The sequence below is a fragment of the Pseudomonas sp. zjy_15 genome, from assembly GCF_043101865.1.
Classification (GTDB): Bacteria; Pseudomonadota; Gammaproteobacteria; order Pseudomonadales; family Pseudomonadaceae; genus Aquipseudomonas; species Aquipseudomonas putida_Y.
On the sequence record NZ_JBICII010000105.1, the window covers coordinates 49,655 to 63,335 of the forward strand.

The 13,681-nt window shown below is 62.8% G+C and carries 9 protein-coding genes; 6 read left to right on the top strand and 3 right to left on the bottom strand.

Going from position 1 to position 13,681, the window contains the following annotated elements; genetic code table 11:
- The first annotated feature begins 1 nt into the window (after position 1).
- Genes ACF8EF_RS19785 through ACF8EF_RS19795 form a run of 3 tightly spaced genes read left to right on the top strand, consistent with a single transcriptional unit; the run spans position 2 to position 8,300 of the window.
- Positions 2-637, top strand: a complete 636-nt coding sequence (locus ACF8EF_RS19785) for a 4Fe-4S cluster-binding domain-containing protein (protein ID WP_176684157.1) — start codon at positions 2-4, stop codon at positions 635-637.
- Positions 638-651: 14 nt separating this feature from the next.
- Positions 652-6,951 (top strand): AAA domain-containing protein, encoded by a 6,300-nt coding sequence (locus ACF8EF_RS19790; protein ID WP_392462373.1) that lies wholly within the window; start codon positions 652-654, stop codon positions 6,949-6,951.
- Positions 6,948-8,300, top strand: a complete 1,353-nt coding sequence (locus tag ACF8EF_RS19795) for a hypothetical protein (RefSeq protein ID WP_392462376.1) — start codon at positions 6,948-6,950, stop codon at positions 8,298-8,300. Before ACF8EF_RS19790 ends, ACF8EF_RS19795 begins: the two co-directional genes overlap by 4 nt.
- 72 nt (positions 8,301-8,372) lie before the next feature.
- On the opposite strand, the gene ACF8EF_RS19800 is transcribed toward ACF8EF_RS19795, so the two are convergent.
- The 3 genes from ACF8EF_RS19800 to ACF8EF_RS19810 form a co-directional block, all read right to left on the bottom strand.
- Positions 8,373-8,828, bottom strand: a complete 456-nt coding sequence (locus ACF8EF_RS19800; RefSeq protein ID WP_392462378.1) for a GNAT family N-acetyltransferase — start codon at positions 8,826-8,828, stop codon at positions 8,373-8,375.
- A 210-nt stretch (positions 8,829-9,038) separates the two neighbouring features.
- Positions 9,039-10,325 (bottom strand): type II toxin-antitoxin system HipA family toxin, encoded by a 1,287-nt coding sequence (locus ACF8EF_RS19805; protein WP_392462380.1) that lies wholly within the window; start codon positions 10,323-10,325, stop codon positions 9,039-9,041.
- Positions 10,318-10,635, bottom strand: coding sequence for a helix-turn-helix domain-containing protein (locus tag ACF8EF_RS19810; protein WP_021782301.1), 318 nt, complete (start codon positions 10,633-10,635; stop codon positions 10,318-10,320). The genes ACF8EF_RS19805 and ACF8EF_RS19810 overlap by 8 nt, the downstream gene beginning before the upstream one ends.
- A gap of 375 nt (positions 10,636-11,010) precedes the next feature.
- Here ACF8EF_RS19810 and ACF8EF_RS19815 point away from each other — a divergent pair, with 375 nt between their 5' ends.
- From ACF8EF_RS19815 to ACF8EF_RS19825, 3 genes are all read left to right on the top strand, one after another.
- Positions 11,011-11,604, top strand: a complete 594-nt coding sequence (locus ACF8EF_RS19815; RefSeq protein WP_392462383.1) for a GNAT family N-acetyltransferase — start codon at positions 11,011-11,013, stop codon at positions 11,602-11,604.
- On the top strand, positions 11,601-11,960 hold the full coding sequence (locus ACF8EF_RS19820; protein ID WP_021782298.1) for a cupin domain-containing protein: 360 nt from the start codon (positions 11,601-11,603) through the stop codon (positions 11,958-11,960). The genes ACF8EF_RS19815 and ACF8EF_RS19820 overlap by 4 nt, the downstream gene beginning before the upstream one ends.
- Positions 11,961-12,027: 67 nt before the next feature.
- The gene (locus ACF8EF_RS19825) at positions 12,028-13,665 is read left to right on the top strand and encodes a mechanosensitive ion channel family protein (RefSeq protein ID WP_392462385.1); all 1,638 of its coding nucleotides are present in this window, start codon (positions 12,028-12,030) and stop codon (positions 13,663-13,665) included.
- Positions 13,666-13,681: the final 16 nt, after the last annotated feature.

Sequence of the window (13,681 nt, forward strand, 5' to 3'; positions counted from 1 at the left end):
CATGGAACTGAGCCTGTCCCGCGTGCACTTCCCGGTCACCACCCTCGGCCCTGGTCGTCGCCTGGGCATCTGGTTTCAGGGCTGCAGCATCCGCTGCGCAGGGTGTATTTCCGTCGACACCTGGGGGCCAGGCAAGCGCCGTGCGGGCATCGCACAGTTGCTGAAGCAACTGATGCCCTGGCTGGCCGAGGCTGAGGGCATCACCGTCTCCGGCGGCGAACCCTTCGACCAGTTCCCTGCCCTGCTCGCCATGCTCCAAGGTCTTCGCCAGTCGAGCCCACTGGACATTCTGGTGTACAGCGGCTACTCGCTGGAGCAACTGCAACCCCAACTGCAACAAGCCGAAGGCCTGATCGATGCGTTGATCAGCGACCCCTTCGACAAACGCAGCGAACAATCCCTGGCCTTGCGTGGCAGCGACAATCAGCGCCTGAACCTGCTGACCCCGCTCGGCCATGAACGCCTTGCCAGCTACCAGCGTCCCCTGCAACCCGCTGACCAGGCCCTTGACCTGATGTTCGACGAGAACGGTAGCGTGTGGATGGCAGGGATCCCTCGGCGTGATGACGTACTGCGTCTGCGCGACCTTTTGAACGCGCAAGGCCACCAGGTTAGCACCAGCGTGCACCGCCACTGACCGGAATTCGCCCAATGATTCGCTATTGCCCAAACTGCAACACCGCACGCCCGGTACAGGAAATGTTCTGCGAGGGCACCGTCGACCAGCACCCCTGCAACTGGGACCTGGCCGGGGAGCCGATCCACGCTGACGGCTGGCGCCCGCAGATCATCCATACCGTGGACAATCTCCCGCCGACGGACACATCTCCAGCGCCCGGCCTCGTCTGTGAAAACGGCCATGCCATGGACCCTGGCGACCTGATGTGCCTGCAGTGCGATGCTTCGCCGGCCCAGTCAGCAGCGGCCAACGGTGTGCCGGCTGCCCCGGTCGACGATGCGCCCGCAGCCAGCGAAACCTTGATCGACGGCTGGTCGCTGATCCGCCAGATCAGCAATACCGACGGCGTCCGCGAGCGTTACCTTGCAGTGCACCAGGAAACCGCTCGCCAGGCGGTGCTCACCCTTTATCGACCAGGTGCGGAGCCGGACCCAGCGGTCTATGACGTGATCCGCCGCCTGCCCCGCGAGCATGTGCCCGAAATCATCGCCACCGGCCGCTGGGATGGCCGTGCATTCGAAGTGGTCGAGGAACTGACCGGCGGCAGCCTGGCCGACCTCGGCGGCGTGATCCGTGAAGCCCACAGCGTGCGCCATATGCTGCGGGAGCTGGGCCAGGCACTGCACGCCTTCAACGAGGCCGGCTTGCGCCACCGTGACCTGCGCCCGAGCAGCCTGCTGGTACGTGCCCACGAGCCACTGGACCTGGTGATCAGCGGCTTTGGTTCGGCGCGCCTGTCGGAGTTCGACCTGGACATCGTCTCGCCCCTGGAAACCAGCCGCTACATGGCCCCTGAAGCCATCGCCGGCGGTGTGGCGGCCGCCTCGGACTGGTGGAGCCTCGGCATGATCCTGCTCGAGCAACTGACCGCAGGGGCCTGCTTCGAGGGCATCCATGCCAATGCCTTCCTCATCCATGTACTGGCCAATGGTGTCCCGATTCCCGACGACCTCGACCCACAGCTGAACCTGCTGTTGCGCGGCCTGCTGGCACGCGACCGGCACCAGCGCTGGCAATGGCCCGAGGTCGAGGCCTGGCTTGACGGGCGCCCGGTGCAGGCGCCGGCTTCACCCTTCACCGAGCGCGACGACGGCGAAGGTGCTGCCTTGCAACTGGGCGATACGCGCTACCACAAGCCGGCGGTCTTCGCCCTCGCCGCCGCGCACGCCGAGCACTGGCAGCAGGCGCTCGACCATCTGTTGCGCGGCGTCATCGTCACCTGGGCCGAGCAGCTCGGCCTTTCCCCTTCATTGCTCGCCGGCCTGCGCCAAGTGGTGCAGCATGACGGGCTGGAGGACGATTTCCGTTTGATGCTCGCGCTGAAACTGCTCAACCCGGAAATCCCGCTGATCCACCGCGGTGAGATCGTCACCCCGGGCTGGTTGCTGGAGCATCCGCTGGAAGGCTACCGACTGATCAGTGGCTCGGTGCCCGACCTGCTGGAGCAACTGCAGACCGACAACTGGCTTTCTCGCCTCAAACTGCGCGCCGAGCAGGTGCGTCAGCGTGCCCTGCATCAGCAGATCGAACTGGTCGAAGAGACGTTGAGGGTATACCTGCTGTCAACCTCGCGGGCAAAGCTGGCCAGCGAATGGCAGGCACGCCAACGCCTACTGCCGGATACCGCGCACCCCGGCCTGCTGGCGTTGGCGGAACGACGGATCATCGCCGAGGAAGACCTGATCGTGTTGCTCAGCGCTTCGATCGGCCAATTCCGCTCGGTGGACGCGATCATCCAGGAAGCGGCTGAGCTGGCGAACAGTGTCGAAGTCGGCTGGTTCGACAGCGACGCTGCCACAGCGCTGTTACAGTACCCGCGCCAGGATCTTTACCACAGCGTCGATGAGCGCATACGCGGGTTCGCCCGCTGCGGCGTTGCCGAAGTGGATGCATGGGCCGAGCAGTTCCGCCTGGAACGGCGCATGCCGCTGCCCCAAGCCTTGGTGCTGCTGGCCATTCCGGCAAGCCAGTGGCTTGAACCTCAAAAGCAGCAGTATGTGTCGCAGATCCTCGAGTTCTTCGAGAAGAAGGTGGTAACCGCAGTGATGCGCGGCCCGCTGGTGCGCATGAGTATCGGCAAGACAACCGCCCGGGTCGATCTCAACGAACTGCACAGCGAGCGCCACCCAGCTGCCGCCCTGCTCGACCACCTGCTGCTGCGCAACGAACGGCCCGTGAACCTGGACCCTGAATGCTTCCAGGCCACGCCGCAGATTGCCTCGCGCCTGCACGCGCTGCACCGGCAGAGCGCACTGTACAAACGCGACACCGGCATCGATGGGCTGTATCTGGGCTTCCCTTTCCTGCTCAGTCGCGATCCGCGCGGCACCACGCGCACACGCATCATTCCGCTGTTGTTGTGGCCGGTGAAGCTGCTGCTGGAAGTGGGCAACCGCGGCCTTGCGGCCCTGGCCTTCGACAGCGAACGCGAAGAAGTGCGCCTGAACCCGGCGCTGGAAAGCGTACTCGGGGCCGAGGCCTGCAAGCGCTGGCGCAAGACGGCCGATGAGTTGCTTGGCCGCTCCTCGATCCGCGCCAGCGATGTGATGGATGCGTTCGGCATGCTTGCCACTGCGCGCTCGCGCAGCATCGTTGGGCTGCCGGCCAGCAGCGTGGAGGTCGTGCCTTACCAGGACGAACTGGCATGTGCCGGCGTGTTGTTTCACGTCACCTTCATGGGCCAGGCCATCGGCGAGGACCTGCGCCAGCTGAAGTCGCTCTCGCCTGCCGGCAGCGGGCTCGAGACCGCACTGCGGCTCAGGACCGGCGAGGAAGACGAGGCCGTGGCCCCGCCGGCGGAACTGCACCGCTATTTCACCGTCGCCAGCGACCCCTCCCAGGAGGCTGCCGTGCTGCAAGCGCGCCAAGGCCCGGGTTTGCTGGTGGAGGGGCCACCGGGCACAGGCAAGAGCCAGACCATCGTCAACATGGTCGCCGATGCCATCGGCCGCCAACGCAGTCTGCTTATCGTCTGCCAGAAGCACGCGGCGCTGGAGGTGGTGTACAAGCGCCTGGTAGCCGAAGGGCTGGGGCAGCGTATCGTCATGCTCAACGACGTCAATCGCGACCGCGAACCGATCATCCGCAATATTCGCGAACAGCTGGAAACCCTGTTCATCGGTGGCGATGAAGGCCAGGGCCTGCTCCGCCAACGCGAACAAATGGCGGCGCGCATCGAGACACTCGAAGGCGAGCTGGACCGCTTCCACCAGAGCCTGCACCGCCCGGACCCGGCAACCGGTTTGAGCTACCGGCGCCTGCTGGGCGAACTGATCGAGCTCGAAGACGGGCCGCCACCGCTCGAATTCCCGGCGTTGCGCCAGCGCCTGGCCGTGCTTGACGTTGCCAGCCTGACACGCCTGGAAGAAAACTGTGCGCCGCTGATACGCCTGTGGCTGCCTGCCCGCTACGAAGGTAGCCCTCTGGTGCAGTTGCAGCCGTTCGCCACTGACCGCTCCACTCTGCAGGCCTTTACCGACAGCCTGCTGGCCTTCAGCCAGGCTGAGCTACAGCGCCAGACGACCCTGCAAGCACACCCGGCCAGCTTCGAGATCGACGACCCTGCGCCGTACCGGGCATGGATGGCCGCCCATGTGGCGACCTTGCTCGGGCTGAGCCAGGAGCAGCGACTGCGCCTGGCCCGCTGGCTCCCCCTGTTCCGCAGCAAGGACGGCGAGCAGCTGCCGCGTGGCGAAGCGATGCTGAATGAGCTGCGGCAACTGCAGCAGCAGCTCGACCAACTGCCCGAAGGCGATTACCTGACAGCACTGTCGCCTGCCTTGAGCCTGGTAGACAGCAAGTCGCTGCGCGGCCTGGAAAGCGATTGCACCAAGGTCATGGCCGCTCGCTCCTGGCTGACGCGCATGAACCCGATGCACCTGCTCAGACGCAAGCGTCTGCACGATTTCCTCGAAGCTCAAGGTAATGAGCGTGTGGATGAAGCCCTGCCAGGGCTGCGCGCGGCCATCGACCTGGAACAGCAATGGCGCCCCCTGCGCGCCGAACTGGCTGCACTTCACCAGGCCTTGGCCCTGGACGGCGCTGCTCCGCAGGCAGGCCTGGAGCTGGCTGCCTTGGTAAAGGCTGATATCCATCAGCTCGTCGAGGTCCAGGCTTTGGCGCAGGCACTGGCACAGTCGCCCCGCGCACACCAGGCAGACGATGCCGTGCTTACCGGCGACAAACAACACCTGGAGGCCTTGCTCGGAGAGCTGGATGCCTCGCTGCTGCGCCAAGGCGTGCGCCAGTCCAGCCTTGACCAGCTCAAGCGGCTCGAAGACTGGCTTGGCAACGAACTGGCTCAACAGTTGCGGTATGCCGTGGAACACAACCTGAGCAACGAACTGGCGCTCAGCCACCTGCACGACGCCTTGCCCCATCTGGCGGCCTACCAGGGCTTCCGCGCCCGCGCCGGGCAGCTCGCCGAGGCTGACCTGGAGCTGCTCGCCCTGCTGCGCCAGCGCCAGGCGCAACTCGACCTGCTGCCCTCAGAGCAGCTCGACGCCGCCGTGCGCCGCCTGCTCAACCGCGAAGCGCGGCTGGGCTGGAAACACCGCATCGAACAGGCCAACCCGGAGCTGCTGTTCAGCCAGGAGGAGGCCCAGGCCAAGGTTGCCAGCCTGGCTCAAGCCGATACACGGATGCGTGAGCTCAACCGCCAACTGCTGGCCACAAGTATCGACCCCACGCGCCTGGGCAGCCGCAAGCAGTGGGAGGATGTGACCCGGCTGACCGGCAAGCGCTCGCGCCGCCTGCGTGAATTCCTCGAACTGGGTGCTCCGCTGGGGCTGATGACATTGCGCCCGGTATGGCTGATGAACCCGGACGTGGCCAGTCGGGTGCTGCCACTGAAGAACGGTCTGTTCGACACGGTAATCTACGACGAGGCATCACAGATGCCAGTGGAGTTTGCCCTGCCGACGCTGTTCCGCGGCCAGGTCACCGTGGTCAGTGGCGACGAGAAGCAGATGCCGCCGACGGCGTTCTTCTCCAGCCGGGTCGAAAGTGACGAGGCCGAGCTGTTCGATGGCGATGAGCCTGACGAGGACGCCGACGAGGAACAACGCGAAGCGTTCGAAGACACCTGGAACCGCCGCGAAATCAAGGACTGCCCAGACCTGCTGCAACTGGCGCGCAACGCCCTGCCCAGCACCACCCTGCAGATCCACTACCGCTCGGCCTACCGCGAACTGATCGGTTTTTCCAATGCCTCGTTCTACGGCAACCGCCTGAACGTGCCGGTGCGCCACCCCCAGGCGAGCATTCGTCAGCTCAAGCCACTGGAACTGATCCAGGTCGAGGGCCTGTACCAGAACCAGAGCAACGCGACCGAAGCCGCGCGTGTCGTGCAGTACCTGGAGGCGCTCTGGCAGCTGCCTTACGCGCAGCGCCCGTCAGTGGGCGTGGTGACCTTCAACCGCAAGCAGGCCGAGCTGATCGAGGAGCACATGGAAGCCCACGCCGCCGAAAACGAAGCCTTCCGCGCCGCGTACGCCCAGGAGCGCGAGCGCAGCGAGGGCGGTGAAGACATGTCGGTGTTCGTCAAGAACGTCGAGAACGTGCAGGGTGACGAGCGCGACGTGATCGTGTTTTCCTCCACCTTCGGCCGCAACAGCCAGGGCACCTTCCGCCGCCACTTCGGGGTGCTCGGCCAGACCGGTGGCGAACGCCGCCTGAACGTGGCGGTGACCCGTGCTCGGCGCAAGGTGGTGATGATCACCTCGATGCCCATCGCCGACATTTCGGACATGCTCAACACCCAGCGCGCGCCCGCCAGCCCGCGCGACTACCTGCAAGGCTACCTGGAATATGCACGCGCGCTGTGTGCCGGCGAATTCGACTACAGCGGCAAGCTGCTTGGCCGCCTGCAGACGGACCGCAGCACGCAGGTGCATGGGCACGACCAGGGCCACGACGGCTTCGCCAGGATCGTTGGCGCGTTCATCGCGTCCCTGGGCTGGAATGCCGCCCCGGCCAGCGAAGGCGACGCGTTTGGCCTGGACTTCGCCATCGCAAGCCCGCAGACCGGAACCTATGCCATCGGCATCGAATGCGACGCGCCCAGCCACGCCCTGCTCGAACGCGCCCGGGCCCGGGAAATCTGGCGGCCCTCGGTACTGCGCCGGGCGATTCCGCAGATCCACCGCGTTTCGTCCCAGGCCTGGTATCACGACGGCGACAACGAGCGCGCCCGCTTGCGCGCAGCCATCGAGGACGCCATGCAGGCAGGGCAGCCGGTGGCCGCATCCAACGACAAGGAGATCTGCCAATGAGTGGCCCAAAGGTGGTGCGCATCGTCACCCGTGAAGAAATCATCGCCCTTTGCGAAGGCCATCTGCGCCGCCTTGATCAGGCTGTGGCCCGCTGGGAAGCCCAGGCTGAAAAGCTTGGCCAGCTGAGCGAGCAGGAGCGCGCGGCCACGCGGGCACGGCAAGCGCGGTTGCGCGCCTTGCTCACTGAGGACCAGTACCAGGCATTGCAGAAAGCCGTCCCCATCGAGATCGAACACCTGCGGCGCGACCAGCTTGCCCGAGAGGAGCGCGCTATTGGGCAAGCGACCGAGCAGCGCCAGCATCAGCGCCGCATGAAGGAAAATGCAGCGCTTCTGCTCAAGGCCCTGATCAGTCGCACCGACACCGCCCCGCAGGTGGTGCAAGCCCTGAAAAAACTGGCCGATGGCGCCCAACTGGACAATGCCGAGCAACTGCTTGCCCAAGGCTTCGCCCAATTGAGCAGCAGCAAGGAAGCGCAAACCCTGGACGAACAGCAACGCGCGCTGGCTCGGCGCCTCAAGGATGAAGCCCCCACGCCCAACCTCACCACGTGGCTGGCCGAGCGAGCACAAGCCACCTGCGACCCACGCCTGCAGCAGATCGACCGGCATATCGCCGAGCTGCACCTGTTGCAAGGCACAGCCTGTGCTGAGCCCTTCGTACAAGCCTTGGCCCGGGCCGAAGCGCAGCCCCAGGCGCAACAGCGCAACTTGCTGCTCGACAGCCTGGTGATCGAGTTGGCCGACAAAAGCCGCGACTTCCAGCTGAGTCGCGATTCGCTCGCCAAGCTCCACGAACTGGCAAACGAAGTACAAACCCGCCTGGGCGCCGGGAACGAGGCCTTGCTCGAGCAGGTCCGCCTTTGCACGACCACCAGCCCGCAAGCCACGGTGAGCGAGCTGACGAGCCGCTGCGAAGCATTGCTCGCCAAGCATGTGCAAGCGCAAGCCGCCCTCGCCCGTCGCGAGGCCATGCTCAAGGGCCTGGCCGAACTCGGTTACGAAGTGCGCGAAGGCATGACCACCGCCTGGGCTGACGCGGGCAAGATAGTACTGCGCAAGTCGGCCACGCCAGGCTATGGCGTGGAGCTGGGCGGCAAGGCCGAGAATGGCCGCATGCAGGTGCGTGCGGTGGCATTGAGCCGTGATCGCGACACGCAGCGCGACAAGGACATCGAGACGATCTGGTGCAACGAGTTCGGGCGTCTGCAGGCGATGCTTCAAGGTAATGGAGGCGAACTGCTGATCGAGCGAGCGATGGGGGTGGGAGAGACGCCACTCAAAGAAGTGCTTGCCGCTGAAGACGAAGACATGGCTGCTGCCGGAAAGCTACGGACGACGTCATCATGAACGGGCACGATCTGTATGCCGATCTCAAGGATGTGCTGAGTCATCGTCAAATACGCGGGTAACTAGCCTGGGCTAATCCTGGAGCCGCTTTTCCATTACGATGGTGCGCTCAGCCCCATGAAACTCGTCGCGGATTTTCTGATAGCCCAGGGCGGCATAGAACTTCTCGGCGGTAATCGACGAAGGCACACGTACAGCCCCAATGCCGGCGTGGGCAGCGGTCGCATGAATGACATCCATCAGATGCCGGCCGATCCCGCCTTTTTGGTGAACCGGGTCAACGAAAACACTTCTGACCACATCACCGTCGAGACCGGCAGTGCCAACGATGTTATCGCCCAGCAAGGCTACGAAAACCCTGCGCTTGGCAAGTTGTGCAGTGACGACTTCAGGAGCAAAGCTCCGCTCAACCTGAGCGATCACATCAGGCGGGTAGTCCTGTGAATTTGACTCACGCAGGGCGGCTAGAACTACGCGGCTAATCGCTGCTGCATCGTTGCGTGTGGCGGGACGAACGCGATATTCCATGCGCAGACCTCAATGCTAAAGGATCACAAGTTAGCCCATCGCATTGGGCCTTCCCCGGACGCTTTCCAACAATTTCCTTCTTTGCTGATCCCAACCAGCGCCGAGCGCTATCCAATCAGCTTGGAGGTCTCTCCATGGGAGCATGACCATCCTGCCCTTTTCTCCCTTGCCAAAACCTGCGCGCCGAGTGAGCGCTCGCTCCTCGCTGCTTCAATGGCAACCGCTGCCCGCGTGACCGCGCTGTAACCGAGCTACGTTCTGATCGATGCGGCCTTGGATCGTGCGCAAGGTGTCTGGCGTAATGACCTGTGGGTACAGGTTCTCGGCGATGCTTGCAAACTGGCTAGCCACCTCACAAATGCCGTCAATCATTCTGCCTGCAACCTCCGGGGGCACCTCGGCTTCCTCGGCAAGCCGAAGCATTTGTGTGCGGGTAATCGACAGGGCCTCCCCCATTACATCCATCTGGTGATATCCACCTGGTCCCTCGCAGAAGGTCACATCGTAAGCCGGCGAAAGTCTCCAATGACCGTCCTGCGACATGATGTAGGCAAAGTTCTTGGGATGATCATCTCTGTTGTTGAACGCTACATTGAAGACGGCACGTTCGAAGGCCACCGCCATCTCTCGCACGTCGTTGGTACACATCTGGGTTGCCCGAAGGAAATTGACGTAGTCCAACACGCCTGGAGACCGGTAATTCGCCCCCGTGAAGGCCGCGAGGCTTTGCATGGGCACGCGCAGGCCATCCTGACGGTCAAATCGCTTGCTGGCAAACGCCGCCAACCCATCAGGCAGGCTGAAGTACTGCGTGTCAGGGGTCTCGATACCGCACATGCGCAGGCATTCGGCGTAGACCATTTCGACAGCGCACACCTCGGCATGCTCTTCCTTGGCCGGGAACTTGACCAGCCAGGCTTCAAAGCCCGCCGTCACGGCAGTTGTAAACCGGCCAGTTTCGGGATCACGATAGACGAGGGCCTTAGGCCTTGCACCTTGAGGCGAGCCACCCACCAGCAGCAACCTCTGCAGGAACTCACCGCCGTCTCCATGGAGCACTTCCTGCACTTCGGCGGCTAGCTGCTCCAGCGGGATGTGGACTTCAGACGCCTGCCCTTCGGGCGCCACGGGTTCAAACGTCATGGCCCCCATGGCATTACCACCGATATAGGCCAGCCGTTCCAGTGAGCCGATGCGCGCTGTGGTGAGCCCGCGGCGCCTGAACATACGGTCCATCAGCAACATGCCCCATCCGTCCGGCAAGGCGTCGTAAACAGGCCCTGGCAAGTACAGTTGGTGGTCTGGAAAGTCTCGGCGCAGTTGAGCCCCCTCCAACGGCAGCGTGTAGGACGACAGCTCCAAGCCCCTTTGCCTGGCTTCATTGCTGTACTCGAACACAATCAGTGGACGACCGGTCAGGGCAGTCGTGGAGACCAGCGTGCCCCATTGCCATCGCTCCCCCCACCCTTCGTAGAAGACGTTCACCTGCTCAAGCATTGCCGGGCTTCCTCTTGGTACGAAGACGATTGGCGCTGTTTTCGTAGCGCCGGATATCCTCGATGCTGTCCAGCTTTGGCAGGAAAAGGCCTTCCAGTTCCTTGGTCCGGCCAAGCGCCATCGCCACCCGAACGACGTTCTCGAATCCGACATTGCGCCCGGCTTCAAGGTTGGACACTGTGTTTGTAGCGATGCCGGCACGCCCGGCCAAGTCTGCCTGTGTCATGTCCCGCGCCAAGCGCTCTGTGCGCAAGCGATCGCAGAGGCGCTTCACGACCTCACTCGGCTTGCTGAAGCTTAAATCCAACATAGTGTGTACCAAGCCCGCTCTGTACCAGTTAATCCACAAAATTATAGAATTAACGCAAGGCCCTATCAAGCGAGCTAATTCCCTTAATTTGCGTCTTATCTCTTAATTTCTACATCTACCCACAATTTAGTGGATTTACGGACGCTTGCACAGAGGCTTCGTCGGCGGTTTGAAAGGGGTTGCACGATCCAATACCCAAGCCATCCCGAACCTTTTATAGCGCCACGTGCATGTGGGCATGTGGGCAGTGTCGCGCGCCGTGCTGATGGTGTTCGCGCAGAGCATCATGGGAACCGCTGAAACCGTCTACCCTGCCCCGCAGCCAAAGGCTTAGCCCTTGCAAAATGACCACGCGGCCCCTTGGGAGCACTGTACATGTCTATCGACTTCAGACCCGCTCGGGTCTCGGACGCGCATGATATTGCGCGCTTCTTTCAACTGACATCGGAGGGCATGGCCGATTACATATGGAGCAAGCTCGCCGCACCTGGGGAAGCATTGCTGAGTGTCGGTGCGTCTCGCTATGCCAGAGAACAGGGCGACTTTTCATACAAGAACTGCCTGATGGCCACTTTCGAAGGGCGCGTCATCGGCATGATGCATAGCTATGTCTTGCGCGCGACCCCTGACAGGCCAGTCGAGGCCGACCCCGTCCTCGCGCCTTATTCCGACATGGAAATACCCGATACCTTGTACATATCCAGCCTGGCACTGGATGAGGCCTGGCGGAGCCAGGGGCTGGGTGCCCAGTTTCTTCGCTACGCCCAGCAGCGCGCTGACGACGCTGGCCTCAATGGACTGTGCCTGATCGATTACGCAGAAAACCACGGTGCACGCCGCTTCTACGAACGTCATGGATTTCAGATCGTGAAAACCTGCCAGATCGTTCCGCACCCGATGCTCGGTGTAACCGGTGAAGCCTATTTAATGTATCGCCCTACTCACAACGTGCTCGAGAAACAGCCATGAACCAGAAACTGACCGTGTTCCGCGAACTGGATATCCAACCGCTGCGCGACCTGCCCTTCTTTGAAGAAGTTTTGGAAGGTACCCCTCACACGCTGACGTCCAAGTACTATCACGATGAACAGCAAGGTCGCATTTCCGGAGAATGGGAAGCCAGCACCGGGGCGTGGCGCATTGACTACAAAGTCTGGGAGTTCTGCCACGTTTTGAGTGGATGCTGCATCATCGAGCTTGAGGGTTGCGCCCCGGTCAAACTGGCCGCTGGCGACACGTTCATTATCGAACCGGGCGCCAAGGGCAAATGGACCGTAGTGGAAGACATGAAGAAGAACTTCGTGATCCTCTTGCCCGCGAACTAAGCCACTGAATGCTGGCTGAAGCCGACTATGCTGGTAGCAATCCACACGCCGGCACAGGGGCTGTTAAATGGGCAAGAAGCGCAGGTTCGGACGGGCTGCTTGGCTGGTGCTACTGACCCACTTGCTGTTCTCGCCCCTGCTCCATGCAGACACCCCTCAGTCCGGGCCAGAGGTAGAGGGTGTCATTGCCGAGCCCGCCCCGCTGACCGTCATCAATCGCACGGTGCTGGTCTTTCGTGCGACGCTGCTGGGCGAAACACCCAAGGTGCGCGCCCAGCGCGCCAAGAAGGTCATCGAGGAAACACTCCAGGAAACAAACGATCTGGAGGTTCGCGTCGACCCTATTCTGCGCAGCTACCTGGTGCTGCTGGGCGGGCGCCGTGCATTCATCGTGACGCCGCTGGATGCTGCGGCCGATAGCATTACAGCAGGCGAAGCCGCCGAGCAGGCCGCCGAGAACCTGCGCCTTGTCGTCGAGGAAACCCGTCAGGCGCGTAGCCTGCGCTTTTTGCTCACGGCGATAGGCTACGGCGCTGCGGCAACCCTGGTGTTCTTCATGCTGGTAAAGGCCGCAGGCTACTGTCGACGCAAGCTCTTGGGACTGCTGCCCAAACTGATGGGCAAACACTCCGAGCGCCTCAAGGTCGGCCACACGCAACTGTTCGACCTGCAGAACCTGTACTACCTGATCGACCGCTCACTCTGGCTGCTGTACTGGTTGGTCGTGTTGTTGTTCTGCTACCAGTGGCTGGGCTTCGTGCTGTCTCAGTTCCCCTACACAAGGTCTTGGGGTGAAAGCCTCAATATCCACCTGATGGAGCTGCTCAACTACCTGGTCAGCGGCATTTTACGTGCCATGCCCGGCCTGGTAGTTGCGCTGTCGATCTTCTTCATCGCCCGCGGTATCAGCGCCTTCTCCAAACGTGTGCTAAGGCGCATGGCACGCCCGGGCACGTTGAAATGGCTGACCGCCGAAACCTTGCAACCGACCATGCGCCTGACGTCGCTGGCAATATGGCTATTCGCCCTGGTGATGGCCTACCCCTATCTACCCGGCTCGGGTACCGATGCCTTCAAGGGGCTCTCGGTGTTGCTCGGTCTGATGATTTCACTGGGGGCGACCAGTGTCATCGGCCAAGGGGCCGCCGGATTGATCCTTACCTACACACGCACGATGCGCGTCGGCGAGTTTGTACGCGTGGGCGATTACGAGGGCACGGTGACCGAAGTGGGCATCTTCACCACATCCATACGCACCGGGCTTGGCGAAGTGCTGACACTTCCCAATTCAATGATTACCGGCTCGGTGACCAAGAACTACTCGCGTATCGTGGAAGGGCCAGGCTATGTGGTCGATACCGTGGTGACCATCGGCTACGACACCCCCTGGCGTCAGGTCGAGGCGATGTTGCTGGAAGCGGCTCGTCGCACCGACGGCGTGCTGCAAACGCCCGCGCCCCAGGTATTCCAGACGGCGCTGTCGGATTTCTACCCCGAGTATCGATTAGTGGCCCAGGCCATTCCGTCAGAGCCCAGGCCCCGCGCGCAGCTCCTGAGCCTGTTGCACGCCAATATCCAGGACGTGTTCAATGAGTATGGGGTGCAAATCATGTCGCCTCACTACCTGGGCGACCCCGAGCAACCCAAATGGGTGCCCAAGGAGCAGTGGCACGCGGCCCCGTCCAAACCTGAAAACTCCGCGTGAGCGATGACCCCTCCGG